The sequence below is a fragment of the Pseudomonas sp. PP3 genome (assembly GCF_905336995.1).
Lineage (GTDB): Bacteria > Pseudomonadota > Gammaproteobacteria > Pseudomonadales > Pseudomonadaceae > Aquipseudomonas > Aquipseudomonas reinekei.
On the sequence record NZ_HG995459.1, the window covers coordinates 2,113,287 to 2,132,088 of the forward strand.

The 18,802-nt window shown below is 60.0% G+C and carries 12 protein-coding genes; 5 read left to right on the top strand and 7 right to left on the bottom strand.

What is annotated here, in order from left to right; all coding sequences use genetic code 11:
* Positions 1-12 precede the first annotated feature (12 nt).
* Complete coding sequence (locus KHO07_RS09725) at positions 13-1,620, bottom strand: carboxyl transferase domain-containing protein (RefSeq protein ID WP_212627053.1); 1,608 nt, start codon at positions 1,618-1,620, stop codon at positions 13-15.
* 13 nt (positions 1,621-1,633) lie between these two features.
* Entirely contained in the window at positions 1,634-2,797 is a 1,164-nt protein-coding gene (locus KHO07_RS09730) for an isovaleryl-CoA dehydrogenase (RefSeq protein ID WP_212627054.1), read from the bottom strand.
* 331 nt (positions 2,798-3,128) lie between these two features.
* Between KHO07_RS09730 and KHO07_RS09735 the strand changes: the two genes are divergently transcribed.
* The gene (locus KHO07_RS09735) at positions 3,129-4,823 is read left to right on the top strand and encodes an AMP-binding protein (RefSeq protein WP_212627055.1); all 1,695 of its coding nucleotides are present in this window, start codon (positions 3,129-3,131) and stop codon (positions 4,821-4,823) included.
* A gap of 660 nt (positions 4,824-5,483) precedes the next feature.
* Here the strand turns inward: KHO07_RS09735 and KHO07_RS09740 are convergent.
* From KHO07_RS09740 to KHO07_RS09750, 3 genes are all read right to left on the bottom strand, one after another.
* Positions 5,484-6,383 (bottom strand): hydroxymethylglutaryl-CoA lyase, encoded by a 900-nt coding sequence (locus KHO07_RS09740; protein ID WP_150735204.1) that lies wholly within the window; start codon positions 6,381-6,383, stop codon positions 5,484-5,486.
* Between the two features lie 86 nt (positions 6,384-6,469).
* Entirely contained in the window at positions 6,470-6,871 is a 402-nt protein-coding gene (locus KHO07_RS09745) for a MerR family DNA-binding transcriptional regulator (protein WP_007980992.1), read from the bottom strand.
* A gap of 206 nt (positions 6,872-7,077) precedes the next feature.
* The gene (locus tag KHO07_RS09750; protein ID WP_150735203.1) at positions 7,078-8,007 is read right to left on the bottom strand and encodes a LysR family transcriptional regulator; all 930 of its coding nucleotides are present in this window, start codon (positions 8,005-8,007) and stop codon (positions 7,078-7,080) included.
* A gap of 165 nt (positions 8,008-8,172) precedes the next feature.
* Here KHO07_RS09750 and KHO07_RS09755 point away from each other — a divergent pair, with 165 nt between their 5' ends.
* Positions 8,173-9,402, top strand: a complete 1,230-nt coding sequence (locus KHO07_RS09755) for an acyl-CoA dehydrogenase (RefSeq protein ID WP_150735202.1) — start codon at positions 8,173-8,175, stop codon at positions 9,400-9,402.
* Between the two features lie 182 nt (positions 9,403-9,584).
* Here KHO07_RS09755 and KHO07_RS09760 read toward each other — a convergent pair whose 3' ends face one another.
* A complete protein-coding gene (locus tag KHO07_RS09760) occupies positions 9,585-10,925 on the bottom strand; it encodes a phosphate ABC transporter substrate-binding/OmpA family protein (RefSeq protein WP_212627056.1) in 1,341 nt (446 codons plus the stop codon).
* Between the two features lie 115 nt (positions 10,926-11,040).
* Positions 11,041-11,853, bottom strand: coding sequence for an exodeoxyribonuclease III (gene xthA / locus KHO07_RS09765; protein WP_212627057.1), 813 nt, complete (start codon positions 11,851-11,853; stop codon positions 11,041-11,043).
* Between the two features lie 222 nt (positions 11,854-12,075).
* On the opposite strand from xthA, the gene KHO07_RS09770 reads away from it, so the two are divergent.
* From KHO07_RS09770 to KHO07_RS09780, 3 genes are all read left to right on the top strand, one after another.
* Complete coding sequence (locus KHO07_RS09770) at positions 12,076-12,726, top strand: GNAT family N-acetyltransferase (protein WP_150735199.1); 651 nt, start codon at positions 12,076-12,078, stop codon at positions 12,724-12,726.
* A gap of 64 nt (positions 12,727-12,790) precedes the next feature.
* A complete protein-coding gene (locus KHO07_RS09775; protein WP_150735198.1) occupies positions 12,791-14,518 on the top strand; it encodes an autotransporter assembly complex family protein in 1,728 nt (575 codons plus the stop codon).
* The gene (locus KHO07_RS09780; RefSeq protein WP_212627058.1) at positions 14,515-18,180 is read left to right on the top strand and encodes a translocation/assembly module TamB domain-containing protein; all 3,666 of its coding nucleotides are present in this window, start codon (positions 14,515-14,517) and stop codon (positions 18,178-18,180) included. Before KHO07_RS09775 ends, KHO07_RS09780 begins: the two co-directional genes overlap by 4 nt.
* Positions 18,181-18,802: the final 622 nt, after the last annotated feature.

Consider the following 18,802-nt stretch of genomic DNA (forward strand, 5'->3'; position numbering starts at 1 on the left):
AATTTCTCCCGATCACATCCGGAACACGCCGAAGCGGCTCGGTTCGATTGGCGCGTTCAACGACGCGGACAAGGCCAGGGCCAGTACGTCGCGGGTCTGGGCCGGGTCGATGACACCGTCGTCCCACAAGCGCGCGCTGGAATAGTAGGGGTGACCCTGCTCTTCGTATTGGTCGAGGATCGGTTGCTTGATCTCGGCTTCCTGCTCGACGCTGAACCCCTGGCCGCTGCGTTCGGCCTGTTCGCGCTTGACCTGCACAAGCACGCCGGCTGCCTGTTCGGCGCCCATCACGCCGATGCGTGCATTCGGCCACATCCACAGGAAGCGCGGATCGTAGGCGCGGCCGCACATGCCGTAGTTACCGGCACCGAAACTGCCACCGATGATCACGGTGAATTTCGGCACCTTGGCGCAGGTCACCGCGGTCACCAGTTTTGCACCGTGCTTGGCGATGCCGCCGGCCTCGTACTTCTGGCCGACCATGAAGCCGGTGATGTTTTGCAGGAACAACAGCGGGATGCCGCGCTGACAGGCCAGCTCGATAAAGTGCGCGCCTTTTTGCGCTGCTTCAGCGAAGAGGATGCCGTTGTTGGCAAGGATCGCGATCGGGTAACCGTGCAGGTAGGCAAAACCACACACCAGCGTCGTTCCGAACAGCGCCTTGAACTCGTCGAACACCGAACCGTCCACCAGTCGCGCAATCACTTCGCGCACGTCGAACGGTTGCTTGGCGTCGGCCGGGACCACGCCGTACAACTCGTCACTGCGGTAGAGCGGAGCGATTGGCGTGCGTTGCTGAACCTCGCCTTGCTTGCGCCAGTTGAGGTTGGCCACGCTGCGTCGCGCTATCGCCAACGCGTGTTCATCGCTCTCGGCATAATGGTCGGCCACACCGGAAATCTTGCAGTGCACATCGGCCCCGCCGAGGTCTTCGGCGCTGACCACTTCACCCGTCGCGGCCTTCACCAGCGGCGGGCCGGCGAGGAAGATTGTCGCTTGTTCGCGGACCATGATCGCTTCGTCAGCCATGGCCGGCACATACGCGCCACCCGCGGTGCAGGAACCCATGACCACGGCGATCTGCGGGATGCCCATGGCGCTCATGTTGGCCTGGTTGAAGAAGATCCGGCCGAAGTGCTCGCGGTCCGGGAACACCTCATCCTGGCGCGGCAGGTTGGCGCCGCCGGAGTCCACCAGGTAGATGCACGGCAGACGGTTCTGCTGGGCGATGGTCTGGGCGCGCAGGTGTTTTTTCACGGTCAGCGGGTAGTACGAGCCACCTTTTACCGTGGCGTCGTTGGCGACGATCATGCATTCGACGCCTTCGACGCGGCCGATCCCGGCAATCACGCCAGCCGCGGGCACGTCTTCGCCGTACACCTCGTAAGCCGCCAGCTGGCTGATTTCAAGAAACGGCGAACCTGGATCGAGCAGGCGATTGATGCGCTCGCGAGGCAGCAATTTGCCCCGCGAAGTGTGGCGTTCCTGAGCCTTCGGACCACCGCCTTGCGCGACTTGGGCGAGCAGGGTGTGAAGGGCGTCGACCTGTTTGAGCATCGCCGCGCTATTAGCCGCGAATTCCGCTGAACGAGGGTTGAGCTGGGTATGCAAGATAGCCATGGACAGCTCCGTTTTAGCGGGTTTCGTTAAACAGTTCGCGACCGATCAGCATGCGACGGATCTCACTGGTGCCGGCACCGATTTCGTACAGCTTGGCGTCACGCAACAGACGGCCCGCCGGGAATTCATTGATGTAGCCATTGCCGCCGAGAATCTGGATCGCGTCGAGGGCCATTTGCGTGGCACGTTCGGCGCTGTAGAGGATCACCCCGGCGGCGTCTTTACGCGTGGTTTCGCCGCGCTCGCAGGCTTGGGCCACGGCGTACAGGTAGGCGCGGCTGGCGTTGAGTTGGGTGTACATGTCGGCGACCTTGCCCTGGATCAGCTGGAATTCGCCGATGCTTTGGCCGAACTGCTTGCGGTCGTGGATATAAGGAACGATCAGATCCATGCAAGCCTGCATGATCCCGGTCGGGCCGCCGGACAGCACGACGCGTTCGTAGTCGAGGCCGCTCATCAGCACTTTCACGCCGCCGTTGAGCGCACCGAGGATGTTCTCTTCCGGGACTTCGACGTCATCGAAGAACAGCTCACAGGTGTTCGAGCCGCGCATGCCGAGCTTGTCGAACTTGTTGCTGCGGCTGAAGCCTTTCCAGTCCCGCTCGACGATAAAAGCGGTGATGCCGTGAGGGCCCTTTTCGAGGTCGGTCTTGGCGTAAATCACATAGGTATTGGCGTCCGGACCGTTGGTGATCCAGGTCTTGCTGCCGTTGAGCACGTACTTGTCGCCGCGTTTATCGGCGCGCAGTTTCATCGAGACCACGTCGGAACCGGCGTTCGGTTCGCTCATGGCCAGGGCGCCGATGTGCTCGCCACTGATCAGTTTGGGCAGGTACCTGGATTTCTGTTCGTGATTGCCGTTGCGATTGATCTGGTTGACGCAGAGGTTGGAGTGGGCGCCGTAGGACAGTGCAACGGAAGCCGATCCACGGCTGATTTCTTCCATCGCTACCACGTGCGCCAGGTAACCCAGGCCCGCACCGCCGTACTCTTCCGGCACGGTAATGCCGAGCAGGCCCATGTCGCCGAATTTGCGCCACAGGTCCGCGGGAAACAGGTTGTCGATGTCGATCTGAGCGGCGCGCGGGGCGATCTCTTTGGCGACAAAGGACTGAACCTGATCGCGCAGCATGTCGATGGTTTCACCGAGGGCAAAGTTCAGGGATGGGTAGCTCATGGGTCACCTTTTGGCTTTTTGTTGGGCGGGGAGAGCCGTGCTTTAGTTCTCACCTTTACGTTAACGTAAGCCTGTGACGAAAGGCTGTCAATCACCCTTTACGTTAACGTCAACTTGAGCGAGAGTAGAGTCAGTTCTGAAAAGATCAGTGTTGCTTTTCGGTGGCGAGGGAGCTTGCTCCCGCGCGAGCGCGAAGGGGTCGCAAATCAGCAGGCAAGGTGTGTCATTCAGCACTCGATTGCAGATTTCACGACTGCTGCGCAGCCGAACGGGAGCAAGCACCCTCGCCACAAAAAGGCTCGCGCCTACAATAAAGACAATAGGGGTCGTCATGGATCAACCCAGTGCAAGTCCGCAACGCAGTTACACCCGCGGTTCCCAGGACAAAGCCTTGCTGGCGATGACCATTGGCCAGGCGTTCGATAACACGGTCGCAAAGTACCCGGCCGGGGAGGCGCTGGTGGTGCGCCATCAACAGTTGCGCTTCACCTGGCAACAACTGGCGGACGCCGCGGGCCTGCACGCCAGAGCGCTGCTGGCATTGGGGCTGCAATCCGGCGACCGCCTCGGCATCTGGGCGCCGAACTGCGCGCAGTGGTGCATCACGCAGATCGCCACGGCAAAAATCGGCGTGATCCTGGTGAACATCAATCCCGCCTATCGCAGTTCCGAACTCGAATACGTACTGAAGCAATCCGGCTGCCAATGGCTGGTGTGCGCCGGAGCCTTCAAGACCTCCAACTACCACGCCATGTTGCAAGGACTGGTGCCGGAGCTGGCGGAACAATCCATCGGAAAGTTGAGCAGCGAACGACTGCCGGAGTTGCGGGGCGTCATCAGTCTGGATGCGCAGCCGCCCAGTGGTTTCCTGCCGTGGTCGCAACTGGCTGACCTGGCAGGCGGTGTGTCGGTCGAACAGTTGCGCGAGCGCCAGGACAGCCTGCATTTCGATCAGGCGGTGAACATCCAGTACACCTCCGGCACCACCGGTTTTCCGAAGGGCGCGACCCTCAGTCACTACAACATTCTCAACAACGGTTACATGGTTGGCGAAAGCCTCGGCTTGACCGCCGCTGATCGCCTGGTGATCCCCGTGCCGTTGTATCACTGCTTCGGCATGGTCATGGGCAATCTCGGCTGCATCACCCACGGTAGCACCATGATTTATCCCAATGATGCGTTTGATCCGCTGCTGACGCTCGGCACCGTCGCCGAAGAGAACGCCACGGCGCTGTACGGCGTGCCGACCATGTTCATCGCCATGCTCGATCAGCCGCAGCGTGCCGAATTCGATCTGTCGACCCTGCGCACCGGGATCATGGCGGGGGCGACGTGCCCCATCGAAGTGATGCGCCGGGTCATCAGTGAAATGCACATGAGCGAAGTGCAGATTGCCTACGGCATGACGGAAACCAGCCCGGTGTCGTTGCAGACCGGTCCGTCAGACGAACTGGAACTGCGTGTGACCACCGTCGGCCGCACCCAGCCGCAGTTGGAAAGCAAGATCATCGACGAGGCGGGCAACCTGGTTCCACGCGGCGCCATCGGTGAATTGTGCACCCGCGGTTACAGCGTGATGCTGGGTTACTGGAACAATCCCGAAGGCACCGCGCAAGCCATCGATCAGGCAGGCTGGATGCACACCGGTGATCTGGCGAGCATGAATGACGAGGGTTACGTGTGCATCGCCGGACGTAACAAGGACATGATCATTCGCGGCGGCGAGAACGTTTATCCGCGTGAGCTGGAAGAGTTTTTCTTCACCCATCCGGCGGTTGCGGATGTGCAGGTGATCGGCATTCCCTGCTCGCGCTATGGCGAAGAGATTGTCGCCTGGATCAAATTTCATCCGGGCCACAGCGCCACCGAGCAAGAACTGCAAACCTGGTGCAAGGAGCGCATCGCGCACTTCAAGACGCCGCGTTACTTCAAGTTCGTCGAGGAGTTTCCGATGACAGTGACCGGGAAGATCCAGAAATTTCGCATGCGCGAGATCAGTATCGAGGAGCTCAAAGCGATACCGTAGGAGCCGGCTTGCTGGCGATGCAGGCGCCGCGGTCCATCAGGTAGACCGCGTCATCGATCATCGCCAGCAAGCCAGCCTCTACAGGCAGTAATTCCAAAATGCAGACAGCACAAAGGGGAGCCGAAGCTCCCCTTTAATTTTCGTTGCGCGTGCTCTTTTTTTATTATTGAGGGGCGGTCTGTTTTTGTTTTTAGTGACCGTTACCCTTTACCGCTGTTTTTGGCGATCCCCATCCGGGATCAAGAGCAAACGTATTTTTTTGAGCGCTGATCTACTTTCTCGCTGAGCGATCCAACCAGTTCGGGAGCTACCTGAAGGTAGTTTTATTATTCTCTGCCCGGTTGCGGGTAACTCCGAAAAGCACCCTGAAAAGCACATCTTCTCCAAAAAAATCTGTTAGCTGCGTCTCTGCCGTGTTGTTTTTGTTATGTCAGAGTCGTTACGTCTTGTTTTTATTAGGGTTGCCGCAATTTTTTTATTCTTGTTATGCGATAGAGATAGCAGGAGCCGTGCCAACTTTTTAAAAGCCTTTAAAATCAATGGTTTGTGATTTTGTAAGGTTTTTCGTCTCAGGTTAAACCCTGCATTTTGTTTCCGTGTTACTCGAATGCGCCCACGCTTCTGAGTTTGCGGTAACACCCGGACACATTCCCCCCCCACTCAGTGTGCGCTGCGGGCCTTGGCCACCCGAGAACCTGTTGGACGCCCCAGTACAGAGCAAATCTGCTGGCCGGCGAGGATCAACGCGTCCAGGTCGATTCCGGTTTCGATGCCAAGGCCGTTGAGCAGGTACACCACGTCTTCGGTGGCGACGTTACCGCTGGCACCCTTGGCGTAAGGGCAGCCACCGAGGCCGGCGATAGAACTGTCGAATACCGAGATGCCCTCCAGCAGGCTGGCGTAGATGTTGGCCATGGCCTGACCGTAGGTGTCATGGAAATGCCCGGCCAGTTTTTCTCGCGGAACATCAGCCGACACCACTTCGAACATCTTGCGCGTTGCGCCGGCAGTACCGGTGCCGATGGTGTCGCCCAACGAAACCTCATAACAGCCCATGGCGTAGAGCTCGCGGGCCACCCGTGCGACCTGCTCCGGCGCGACGTCACCTTCATAAGGGCAGCCCAGGACACAGGACACGTACCCGCGCACCGTCACGCCGTGCTGTTTGGCCGCGTCCATGATCGGTACGAAGCGCGCCAGGCTTTCGCTGATCGAACAATTGATGTTGCGTTGGGAAAACGCCTCGGAGGCTGCCGCGAACACCGCGACCTCTTTCACGCCACTGGCCAGGGCATCTTCAAAACCGCGCAGGTTGGGGGCGAGGGCACCATAGGTAACGCCCGGCTTGCGCTGGATCTGTGCGAAAACTTCGGCGGAACCGGCCATCTGTGGCACCCACTTGGGCGACACGAAACTGCCGACTTCTATATAGCCCAGGCCTGCAGCCGTGAGTGCGTCGACCAGTTGCACCTTGTCGGTAACACTGATGGGCCGGGCTTCGTTTTGCAGACCGTCGCGCGGGCCGACTTCGACAAGGCGTACATGGGAGGGGAGGGGCATGGGGATCGACCTGTGATTTTTGTCTTGAGGCTACAAAGATCCTGTGGGAGCGGCGGTGCGACGATTCCACAGGGAATTGTGTCGGGTTATTGAATCGATTCCTGGCTTTTGAGCGTCTGCTCCAGCGCCTGCACGCAGCGCTCTTCAGCAGTATCCAGTTCCAGCTTCATCTGTTCGATGTCCAGCAACTGTTGCTCCAACTGTTCCCGGCGTTCGCTGATTTTTGCCAGCATGCTGTGCAGTTGCTTGGTGTTACCGCTGGACGGGTCGTAGAGCTCGATCAGTTCGCGGCATTCGGCCAACGAGAAACCGATGCGCTTGCCCCGCAGGATCAGCTTCAGGCTGACTTTGTCACGGGGCGAGTAAATGCGTTCCTGACCACGGCGCTCGGGGCTGAGCAGGCCTTGTTCTTCATAGAAGCGAATGGCCCGGGTGGTGATGTCGAGCTCGCGGGCGAGGTCGGAGATGCTGTAGGTCTGGCTGCTCATGGAAGCGCTCGCAAAAGGTCATGGCGCTAAGCTAATGGCAGGTTGACGTTTACGTCAAGGGGCATTGGTTTTCGCTGTTTTTGCTGGCCCCATTGCGAACAGGCTCACTCCCACAGTGGTTTTTCATTGAACTCAATGTCTGTGTACGACAAATCATCCCTGTGGGAGCAAGCCTGCTCGCGAAGAAGTCACCTCGGTTTCAAGTCCTACAGCTTCTCGAGCTTCTTCTCATGCGCCGTCACCTGTTGGCACAACTCGATCATCTGCTCGCGCATCCAGCGGTTGGCCGGGTCCTGGTCGGTGCTTTCGTGCCAGTAAAGGTGGGTTTCCACTGGCGGCACGTCGTTGACCGGCAGGTTGAAGGCGTGCAAATCGTTTCGGCGGGCGAAGCGTTCCGGCACGGTCATGACCATGTCCGTTTGCTGCATTACCTGTGAGGCCATCAGGTAATGCTGGGAGCGCAGGGCGATCTTGCGCTGGATGCCCATCTTGCCCAGGGCCAGGTCGACATAGCCCAGACCGCTTCGACGGCTGGAAATATGGATATGGGTCAGGCTCAGGTATTCATCGAGCGTCAGCTTTTCCTTGCCCGCCAGCGGATGCCCCTTGCGCATGGCGCAGACATAACGATCTTCCATCAATTTGACGTGGCGCACTTGCGGGTCGGTGTTGAGCGGTGCATCCACGGCGAAATCAAGGCGGCCGGCCGCCAGTTCCTTGGTGGTTTCGCGGCGCTTGGACAGGAAGCTTTCGATGATCACCGTCGGTGCGAGACGCCGCAGGCGCTGGAACAGCGGCGGCAGGATCACCGCTTCGGTGAGGTCGGTCATGCTGATGCGGTAAGTCTTGTTCGCCTGCTGCGGGTTGAAAATGCGGCTTTCCTGTACGGAGATGCGCAGCAGCGAGAGAGCGTTACGCACCGGCCCGATGATGTTCTGCGCCATCGGCGTGGGCACCATGCCCTGGGCGGTTCGCACGAACAACGGGTCGTTGAAGGTCTCGCGCAACCGGGCCAGAGCGTTCGACACCGCCGGTTGGGTAATGCCCACGATCTGCCCGGCACGGGTCAGGTTGGCTTCGGTGTAGATCGCGTCGAAGACGATGAAAAGGTTGAGGTCGACCTTGCTCAGATTCATTACGCGTTTCTCTTATTGTATGGACGGGCTGACCGTGACGATCAGCCGATCATATATCGGTGATGAATGTTTATACACGCCGAGAATAGGCTAGGTAAATTATCAGCGCTGTTCTAGCATCGATACATGACCTAAAACAACCTCCCCCAAGAAGGTATCTCGCTCATGGATTTCGCTTATTCGCCCAAGGTTCAGGAACTGCGTGAGCGCGTAACAGCGTTCATGGACACCTACGTCTATCCCGCCGAAGCCGTGTTCGAACGCCAGGTTGCCGAAGGTGATCGCTGGCAGCCGACGGCAATCATGGAAGAACTCAAACTCAAGGCCAAGGCTGAGGGCCTGTGGAATTTGTTTCTGCCTGAGTCCGAGCTGGGCGCCGGCCTGACCAACCTCGAATACGCGCCATTGGCGGAAATCATGGGCCGTTCGCTGCTGGGGCCAGAGCCGTTCAACTGCTCGGCGCCGGACACCGGCAACATGGAAGTGCTGGTGCGTTACGCCAACGAAGAGCAAAAGCAGCGCTGGCTGGAGCCGTTGCTGCGTGGCGAGATCCGCTCGGCGTTCGCCATGACCGAACCGGACGTTGCGTCCTCCGATGCCACTAATATGGCGGCCCGTGCAGTGCGCGACGGTGACCAGTGGGTCATCAATGGCAAGAAATGGTGGACGTCAGGCGCGTGCGATCCGCGCTGCAAGATCCTGATCTTCATGGGCCTGAGCAACCCCGATGCGCCGCGCCATGCCCAGCACTCGATGATCCTGGTGCCGGTGGACGCTCCCGGTGTGAAGATCGTGCGCCCGCTGCCGGTGTTCGGTTACGACGACGCGCCCCATGGTCACGCCGAAGTGCATTTCGAAAACGTGCGGGTGCCGTACGAAAACGTCCTGTTGGGCGAAGGACGCGGCTTTGAAATCGCCCAAGGTCGCCTTGGCCCGGGCCGGATTCACCACTGCATGCGTTCGATCGGCATGGCTGAGCGGGCGCTGGAACTGATGTGCAAACGCTCGGTGAACCGCACCGCGTTCGGCAAGCCTCTGGCGCGCCTGGGCGGCAACATCGACAAGATTGCCGACTCGCGGATGGAAATTGACATGGCGCGGCTGCTGACGTTGAAAGCGGCGTACATGATGGACACCGTCGGCAACAAAGTGGCGAAAAGCGAGATCGCGCAGATCAAGGTAGTGGCGCCGAACGTGGCGCTGCGGGTGATCGACCGGGCGATCCAGATGCACGGCGGGGCAGGGGTGTCCAACGATTTCCCGCTGGCTTATATGTACGCGATGCAGCGCACCCTGCGCCTGGCCGACGGCCCGGACGAAGTACACCGCGCGGCAATCGGCAAATTCGAAATCGGTAAATATGTGCCGAAAGAGATGATGCGTAGCGGGCAGTAAGACCAGTGAATCTTTTCTGTTGAGTGAATACTCGTGGCGAGGGAGCTTGCTCCCGCTGGGTCGCGAAGCGGCCCTGAACCCAGCAACCAAGGTCTGGCTGACACACCGCGGTGATTGGATTTACGACTGCTGCGCAGCCGAGCGGGAGCAAGCTCCCTCGCCACATTTATTCGTGTTTCAATTCAATACACCCAAACCTCAACCCGCCGATTCTTGATCCGCCCTTCATCCGCACTGTTGGCCGCCACCGGCATCTCGGCGCCAAAGCCGCGAATCTCGCGCAACACCACACCGCTTTTCACCAGCTCCCGGCGTACCGCCATGGCCCGCAGTTTCGACAACAGATCCGCCCGCGCCGGGTCATCCTTGGCATCGCCGAACCCTACGAGTGTCACCTGCCGATCTGTCTTTTCGTGCTGCTTTATATAGTCGAGTACCCGGGACAAGTCCTGCCGCGCCTTGTTGTCCAGATTGGCGCTGCCTTCGTCGAAGCGGAAATTCACCGACAGCCGCTGGGCGTGACGACTGAGTGCCTGATAGCCCTCCGGCATCAGTGCATTCGGGGCGACGGCCATGGCCTGTACGGTCTGGGCGATAAAGCCGTTGGCAGCAACAATCGCCTGGCCCTTGCTACTTTGGGCGAAGGTCACCAGCGCTTGCGCCCAGGGATTTTTCCCGGTGGGCGGCAGGTAAAAAAACAAGCGGCGCGACAGCGGATAATCTTCCGTGGCGGTCAGGCTGTTGAGTGGCAGCATGGCCTGTGACTGCCCATCGACAATCGCTACCGCTTTGGCCAGGCGTACGTAGGGCAAACCTATAAAACCAATCCCCTGCGGGTCCGCACTGACGGCATCGGACAGCTGTTCGCTGGATTCGAAGCGTTTCGTTGTACTGCTGAGACTTTTCCCGCGAGGGCTCAGGACCAATTCCTTGAAGGTGTCGTAGGTGCCGGACTGATCATCCCGCGCATAAAGATGAATCGTCCCACCGCTGCCGCCGATTTCTTCCCAGGTTTTGACTTCGCCACTGAAAATCCGCGCCAGTTGCACGGTGTCCAGTTGGTTCAGCGGATTTTGCGGGTGAAGGATGATTGCCAGGCCGTCGATGGCGATGACTTGTTCGGCACCTGGACTTTTCAGGTCGCCGAAAGATTCGAGGCTCAGCAGTTCGCTGTCCTTGATCGGGCGTGAGGAGGCGGCGAGGTCGGCGCTGCCGTTTTTCAGCGCACTGAAACCGGTGCTGGAGCCATGAGCCGCGAGTTCCACTTCCACCCGACGGCCTTCAGCAGTCTCAGCGACGACCCGCATTTCATTGGCCTTGTCCGGCGCTTCACTGTGAACCTTGAGCAGGCCCTGTTCGCGCAGCAGCCCTTCGACCAACGCCGGGCCCAACGCTGCGCCGATGGTGTTGGAGCCCTGGATGCGCAGCACCGGGCCATGGTCGGGTAGCGGCAAACCGCTGGCCGAGGTCATCAACGGCAAGCAGGTGCACAGCATCAACAGGAACAAACCGCGCAGCGTCATGCCGGCACCTTGAATAGCTAAAGGAGGTGCCGGGAGATTAAGTCAGTAAGATTTCAGAGGGATGACAGTTTTCCAATGTGGGAGCGAGCAGGCTCGCTCCCACAGGCGATGGTGATCAGCTCAACTCAAGCCAGATCGGCGCATGATCCGAAGGTTTTTCCATGCCGCGCAGTTCGTAGTCGACGCCGGCCGCCTTGACCCGTGGCAACAGGCCGTGGGACGCGAGGATCACATCGATGCGCAGCCCGCGCTTAGGCTCGTCTTCGAAACCGCGGCTGCGGTAATCGAACCAGCTGAAGACATCCGCCACTTCGGGGTTCAGGTGACGGAAGCTGTCGGTCAGGCCCCAGTTTTTCAGGCGGCCCATCCACTCGCGTTCTTCCGGCAGGAAGCTGCATTTGCCGGTTTTCAGCCAGCGCTTCATGTTGTCCGGGCCAATACCGATGTCGCAGTCTTCCGGGGAGATGTTCACGTCGCCCATGACCACCAGCGGCTGGTCATTCTTGAACTGACTTTCCAGCAGTTGCTGCAAATCGCTGTAAAAACGCTGCTTGGCCGGGAATTTGGTCGGGTGATCGCGGCTTTCGCCCTGAGGGAAGTAGCCGTTCATGATGGTCACCGGCACGCCATCGGCGTCGGCGAAGGTGCCCCAGATGAAGCGTCGCTGCGCGTCTTCTTCATCGGTGGCGAAACCTTTGTGCAGGGCCAGCGGCTCCTGGCGCGAGAGCAGGGCTACGCCGTAATGCCCTTTTTGGCCGTGGAAATTCACGTGATAGCCCAGGGCTTTGACTTCTTCAAGCGGGAACTGGTCGTCGTGGACCTTGGTTTCCTGCAACCCGATCACATCCGGCTGATGCTTTTCGATCAGCGCCGCCAGCTGATGGGGACGGGCGCGCAGCCCGTTGATGTTGAAGGAGACAATCTTCATGGTCGGCAGTCCTGGCAAAAGGGCGATGCTAGCTGACATGGGGGAGATGGGCCAGTGTGGGACAGATCATTTTGGTCTGTGGGATTTGTGTTGCCTGTGAGGCCGGCAAAATCGAGGAAGGTCTCGAGTTGGTCTATACCTTTGGGGAACTGTGCCATCAGCAACAGGTTCGTACCAACAAGAGCGCCGCCATTTGTACGCGCCCAGGGGAGAATCACCGTCATGCCCGAAACCTCCACCGCCATCGCCGATATTCATATGCTCGACAGCGGCTATTCCCGCGAAGCCCGCTCATTGTTGTACCAGGCTTATCGGCACGAGCCGACCTTCGGCTACCTGTTTGAGGCAGAGCGCCCCGGCTACGAACAGCGGGTGCGCGCCACCGTGCGCGAATTGGTCAAGCAACACTTTCTGCAGGATTTGCCGGCCATCGGCCTGCTGGTCAATGACCGCTTGATCGGCATCGCGCTGATCGCGCCGCCTCAACGTCGGTTGGGCATCACCGAAAGTTGGGCATGGCGCTTGCGGATGGTGCTCAGCACCGGTTTTCGCTGCACGCGTCGCTACCTCGAATATCACGATGCCGTGGCGGCGTGCTCGCCATCCGACTCGGTGCACGTTTTGCCGTTGCTGGGCATTCATCCGCAATTCCAGGGCAAACACTTCGGCGAGCAATTGCTGCAAGCGGTGCATAACTGGTGCGCGGTGGATGAAAACTCTCAGGGCGTGATCCTCGACACCGGTAATCCGCGTTATCTGGAGTTCTACAAACGCCAGGGCTATGAGGAAATTGGCGAGGTGGCCGTAGGACCGATTCGCGAACATGTGTTTTTTCACGCCAACCCACAGGTCGTGCAGAGCGCAACCGCGTAAGGTCGAACTTTCCGCGCCCTCCAGGCTCTATCACGCTCCCAAGCTCGTGATAGCATCCGCGCCTATGAAGTTTCCAGGAAGAATTACCAGTGGCGTGCTCATGCTGATTACCAGCTGTGCGGCACTGGCGCAAAGTGAATTGGATGTGCGGATCAAACCGTCCAACGATGAACTCAAGGCCAATATAGAGGGCTATATCGGCAGCCTCGGCGATCGTGACGAAGAAGCCTTGTTGCGCTTCAGTCGTGGCGCCGAGGAGCAGGCGCGCAAAGCCGCCCAGGCCTTGGGTTATTACCAGCCGCAAATCGAAAGTGACGTGAAGGGCGGCGACAAACCGCGCCTGATCCTCAACATCGACCCCGGTGAACCGGTGCATTTGCGCAACGTCACCATCCGCGTCGACGGCCCGGCGGCCTCCCTGAAATCCTTTCGCGTTCCGCAAAACCACGCGCTGCAAACTGGCGCGGTGCTCAATCATGGTCAGTACGATGACGCCAAGCGGCTGATCCAGAATCAGGCTTCGCGTTACGGCTTCTTCAGCGGGCATTTCACCCGTTCGAAACTGTCGGTCGACCCCCGTGCCGGCGTCGCCGATATCGAGCTGATCTATGACAGCGGCCCGCGCTACACACTGGGCAAGGTCAACTTTGAAGGCGACACGCCGTTCGACGAAGACCTGCTGCAACGCATGGTGCCGTTCAAGGCCGGAACACCCTACGACTCCGAACTGATCGCCGAGCTCAACCAGGCGCTGCAATCGAGTGGTTACTTCGAAGGCGTGCGGGTCGATGCGGCACCGACAGCGTCCAAGAACGATGTAATCCCGGTGGACGTCAAACTGGAGACCCGCAAGCCACGCACCATGGGCCTGGGTCTGGGTTACTCCACTGATGTCGGCCCGCGAGTGAAGGCCAACTGGACCCGGCACTGGGTCAATCCGCAAGGCCACAGTTACGGATGGGAAACCGAAGTCTCGGCGCCTCGGCAAAACGTCGGCTTGTTCTACGACATTCCGCTGGACCCGCCGCTGACCGACAAACTGCGTTTCGCCGGGGGTTACCAAAGCGAAGAAATCGCCGACAAGGACAGCCTCAGCAAGCTGCTGACCGTCGGCCCCGAATGGCACAGCAAGTTGCCAAGCGGCTGGCAGCGAGTGGTCTCGCTCAAGTGGCAGCGCGAGGAATACCGGCTCGGTGACGACTCCGGCCTCAGTACCTTGTTGATGCCGGGCGTCAGCTATTCGTACCTCAAAAGCGACAACCGCATCGACCCGCACAACGGCTATCGCCTGCAATTCGAAAGCAAGGTGGCAAAAGAAGGCCTGGGGTCGGACAACAACTTGCTGTACGGCACCGCGCTGGTCAAAGGCCTGACCACGGTCTTCGACAAACACCGCTTCCTCGGTCGCGTACAGGTCGGTGGCAGTGCCACCAACGGTTACAAATCAATACCGCCGTCGTTGCGCTTCTTCGCGGGTGGCGATCAGAGCGTGCGGGGCTACGACTATCAGAGCCTGTCCCCGGAAAACAACGAAGGTGACCGCATCGGCGGCCGCTACATGGTCGCCGCCAGCGCCGAGTACCAATACTCCGTCGCTGAAAAATGGCGGGTCGCGACCTTCGTCGATCAGGGCAACTCCTTCAATACACTCGAACTGCCGAACCTCAAGACCGGGGTCGGCATCGGCGTGCGCTGGGTATCGCCGGTGGGGCCGATCCGCCTCGACCTGGCCCATGCGCTGGACGACGATGGCGGCATTCGGTTGCACTTTTCCATGGGGCCTGAGCTTTGAAACGTGGCTTGAAAGTAACGCTGCTGGCGATGGCGGCATTGTTGATGTTGCTGCTGTTGACGCTGGTTACGGTGCTGGGGACGGCGACGGGCAGCCGTTGGGCGCTCGGCTTTGTGCCCGGCCTGACCCTGGACAATTTCCAGGGGCGCCTGGGCGGTCAGTGGAGCGCCGACCGCGTGTTGTGGCAGCAAGACACCAGCCGGGTTGAACTGAGCAAAGTCATCTTCGCCTGGTCGCCGCTGTGCCTGACGCGCAGGACCTTGTGCATCGATCAGTTGCAGGCTGATCAGGTCAGCCTGCAATTTCCGCCGAGCGAAGAAGCCAGCAGTGGGCCGATCAGCCTGCCGGACTTGCAGCTGCCGGTCGCGCTTGAGCTGGGGGACATTCAGGTGGGCAGCCTGCTGTTCAACGGCAGCGAAGAACTGAAAGGTTTGCAACTGGCGGCGCACTGGACAGAAAAGGGCATGCAGCTCGACTCGGTGAAACTGCAGCGTGACGATCTGAGCCTGAACCTCAAGGGGCACCTGCAACCCGGTGGAAACTGGCCGCTCGACGCTGAAGGACAGTTGACCCTGTCAACCCCGGCGCCTTGGACGCTGGCGTTGAAGATCGATGGCGACCTGCTGAAAACCCTGAACCTGAAAGCCGACAGCAGTGGCTATCTCGACGGGCAGCTGTCCGGCGAGCTGCAGCCACTGGTGGAAAACCTGCCGGCCAAGGTGCGCATCACCGCTGACGGCTTCAAACCGAGTGCCGATCTGCCGGACACCCTGCAACTCAATCAACTGCAACTCACCGGCGCCGGTGACCTGAAAAACGGCTATGCGCTGGTCGGCAACGCCACGTTGCCGGCCGAAGAAGGCCCGGTGGCGCTGGCACTGCAAGGCAAGGTCGACGCCAATGGCGCGCAGATCGCTGCACTGGACCTGACCGCCAACGACAAACAAAGTCTGAAACTGAGCGGACAACTGGACTGGAGCAAAGGCTTGAGCGCCGAGGCGAAAGTCGATTGGCTGGATTTCCCCTGGCACCGCCTCTACCCGCTGATCGAAGAACCGCAAGTCGCCCTGCGCAGCTTCAATGGTGAAGTCTCCTACACCGATGGCAAGTATCTGGGCAACTTCAAGGCGGCGCTCGACGGCCCGGCCGGTGCGTTCAGCCTGACCAGCCCGTTCGCCGGCGACCTGACGAAAATCTATTTGCAGCAACTCCAGCTTATCGCCGGACAGGGCAAGGCCGAAGGGCACCTGAACCTGCAATTTGCCGATGGCATTGCCTGGGACACCGCGCTGGACTTGTCGGCGATCAACCCGGCGTACTGGGTCGCGGAGTTGCCGGGCACCCTGGCCGGGCCATTGCGCAGCAAAGGCGAGATGAAGAATGAAACACTCAGCCTCAACGCCGACCTCGATCTGAAAGGCAAACTGCGCGGCCAGCCGGCGGTTCTGCAAGCCAAGGCCGACGGCGCCGGTGAGCAATGGAACCTCAATGCCCTGCAGATCCGCCTCGGCGACAACAGCATCAATGGCAAAGGCAGCCTGCATCAGAAACTCAGTGGCCAGATCGATATCAAGTTGCTGCGCCTGGCCCAACTCTGGCCGCAATTGCGCGGGCAGATCAATGGCCGGGTCGATGTCGCCGGCACGCTCAAGGCGCCGCAGGGCAAGCTCGGGTTGCAAGGCTCGCAATTGGCGTTTCAGGACAACCGCCTGCAAAGCCTGAATCTCGACGCCACCCTCGACAGCGCCCAACGGGCGAAAATCGACCTCAAGGGCAGCGGCATCCAGGCGGGCGATACCGCGTTGGGCACGTTGACTGCCAGCGGTCAGGGCAACATCAAGAACCAGAAGCTGAGCCTCGACCTGCAAGGGCCGAAACTGAAACTGGCCCTCGGCCTGGACGGTGCGCTGGACAAAGGTAACTGGCGTGGACGTCTGGCCAGTGGCGATATCCAGGCCGGTGGTCAGGACTGGAAACTCCAAGGCCCGGCGAAACTGGAGCGCCTGGCGGACGGCAAAATCAACTTCGGCGCCCATTGCTGGGCATCCGGCCAGGCCAGCCTGTGCGGCGAAGACCAGCGTCTGATGCCTGATCCGAAGCTGCGTTATCACCTCAAGCAGTTCCCGATCGAAAGTCTCGCGCAATGGCTGCCGAAAGACTTTGCCTGGCAGGGACGGCTCAACGCCGACGTGCAGCTGGACCTGCCCGCCAGCGGCCCGAACGGTGTGATCAGCATCGATGCCAGCGGCGGTACCTTGCGTGTTCGCGAGAAAGACCAGTGGCTGGACTTCCCGTACCAGACCCTGAAACTCACCAGCAGACTCACGCCCAAGCGCATCGACACGGACCTTGATTTTGTCGGCGGCAAACTCGGCGAACTGATGGTGCAGGCGCAGATCAACCCGTTGCTGAAGAACAAACCACTGAGCGGATCATTCCGCTTGAGTGGTCTGGACTTGTCGGTGGCGCGTCCCTTCGTGCCCATGGTCGAGAAACTCACCGGGCGCTTGAATGGCAGCGGCACGATTTCCGGTGGTCTGCTGGCGCCGCTGGTCAACGGCAGCTTGTTGCTCAGCGATGGCGAGGTTTCCGGCCCGGAGTTGCCAATGGAAATTCAGGGTTTGCGCTTGCAAGCGCTGATCGCCGGGGAAACCGTTCAGCTCGACGGTGGCTGGAAAAGCGGCAAAACCGGGCAGGGCCGTTTGAACGGCAACATCGCCTGGGGTCAGGCGCTGGTGGTGGATCTGGCGCTCAAGGGTTCGCAATTGCCGGTCAGCGTCGAACCGTACGCCAAGGTTGAAGTGGCGCCGGACCTGAAAATCTCGATGAAGGGAGATGAGCTGGCTATCGTGGGCAAAGTGCAGGTGCCCAAGGGCGACATCACCATCCGCGAATTGCCGCCATCGACGGTCAAGGTCTCCGATGACACGGTGATCGTCGGTTATCAGACCGAAGAGGGCAAACCGCCACTGGCGATGAAAATGGACATCGACGTGGTGGTCGGCGAGGAAAAACTCAGTTTTGCCGGGTTTGGCCTGACCGCGAATGTGCAGGGGCATGTGCACATCGGCGACAACATGGACACCCGTGGCGAGCTGTGGCTCAACGACGGCCGTTACCGCGCCTACGGCCAGCGCCTGTCGGTGCGTCGGGCGCGCTTGCTGTTCGCCGGGCCGATCGATCAGCCGTATCTGGATATCGAAGCGATTCGCCAGACTGACGACGTGATCGCCGGTATTCGCTTGAGCGGCAGCGCCGAACAGCCGACCACGCAGATTTTCTCCGAACCGGCCATGAGCCAGGAGCAGGCGCTGTCCTACCTGGTGCTGGGGCGGCCGTTGAGTACCAACGGTGAGGACAACAACATGCTTGCCCAGGCGGCGCTTGGGCTGGGGTTGATGGGCAGCTCGGGTGTTACTGGGAGTCTGGCGAAGAATCTGGGGATCGAGGATTTTCAGCTTGATACTGAGGGCAGTGGTAATGCCACCAGTGTTGTAGCGAGCGGTAATCTTTCGGAGAAGCTCAGTTTGCGCTATGGCGTTGGGGTGTTTGAGCCAGCCAATACCATTGCGTTGCGTTACAAGCTGAGCAAGAAGGTTTATCTCGAGGCGGCGGGGGGCGTGGCGAGTTCGCTGGATATTTTCTATAAGCGGGATTTTTAGACCAGGCGGCCTGGGAGCCGACCTGGTTGTTGGTTGATTGGGTACATATCCGTTTCATCGGTAACGGCGGCTTATGGTTTCGCCCTTACGGCGACTCACTTTTTTACAAGCGCCTAAAAAAGTAAGCAAAAAACGCTCGCCCCTTACGTACGGCCCCTCGCTTAGGCTCGGGGTACCTTCACTCCGGCATTCATCCGGGGGCATCGCCTCCGGTCTGCTTCGCGACGACCTCCTCTCGATGTGTGCGGCTTCGCCGCACGGCGCTGCGCGCCCACCCCCGGATAAACGCCTCCACTCAGCCTGCCGAGGGGGCGGGTGGATCAAAAGGGCCGAGGCGGCCTACCGGCCGGCCTGTTTGTCTGGTTGGTCCACATTCCAAACTGTAGGAGCCGGCTTGCTGGCGATAGCGCCCTGCCAATCACCCATTCATTACCAAATGCCCCAATCCAACTGTGGGGCCAGCCTGCTGGCGATAGCGCAATGTCAGGCGCAACGATGTCGTCTGAACGGCCGCTATCGCCAGCAAGCCGGCTCCTACAGGGGGAGATGCGCACGAACCCTATAAACAGGCCGGCCGGCAGGCCGCCTCGCGGTGCTGTGGCGGTACTCGCCCCCTCGTGAG

Bases quoted from the DNA above. Each gene is read 5' to 3' on its own strand.
- KHO07_RS09775 (WP_150735198.1), top strand. From the start codon at position 12,791: ATGAAGTTTCCAGGAAGAATTACCAGTGGCGTGCTCATGCTGATTACC.
- KHO07_RS09740 (WP_150735204.1), bottom strand. From the start codon at position 6,383: ATGCCCCTCCCCTCCCATGTACGCCTTGTCGAAGTCGGCCCGCGCGAC.
- KHO07_RS09760 (WP_212627056.1), bottom strand. From the start codon at position 10,925: ATGACGCTGCGCGGTTTGTTCCTGTTGATGCTGTGCACCTGCTTGCCG.
- KHO07_RS09725 (WP_212627053.1), bottom strand. From the start codon at position 1,620: ATGGCTATCTTGCATACCCAGCTCAACCCTCGTTCAGCGGAATTCGCG.
- KHO07_RS09755 (WP_150735202.1), top strand. From the start codon at position 8,173: ATGGATTTCGCTTATTCGCCCAAGGTTCAGGAACTGCGTGAGCGCGTA.
- KHO07_RS09770 (WP_150735199.1), top strand. From the start codon at position 12,076: ATGCCCGAAACCTCCACCGCCATCGCCGATATTCATATGCTCGACAGC.
- xthA (WP_212627057.1), bottom strand. From the start codon at position 11,853: ATGAAGATTGTCTCCTTCAACATCAACGGGCTGCGCGCCCGTCCCCAT.
- KHO07_RS09750 (WP_150735203.1), bottom strand. From the start codon at position 8,007: ATGAATCTGAGCAAGGTCGACCTCAACCTTTTCATCGTCTTCGACGCG.
- KHO07_RS09745 (WP_007980992.1), bottom strand. From the start codon at position 6,871: ATGAGCAGCCAGACCTACAGCATCTCCGACCTCGCCCGCGAGCTCGAC.
- KHO07_RS09730 (WP_212627054.1), bottom strand. From the start codon at position 2,797: ATGAGCTACCCATCCCTGAACTTTGCCCTCGGTGAAACCATCGACATG.
- KHO07_RS09735 (WP_212627055.1), top strand. From the start codon at position 3,129: ATGGATCAACCCAGTGCAAGTCCGCAACGCAGTTACACCCGCGGTTCC.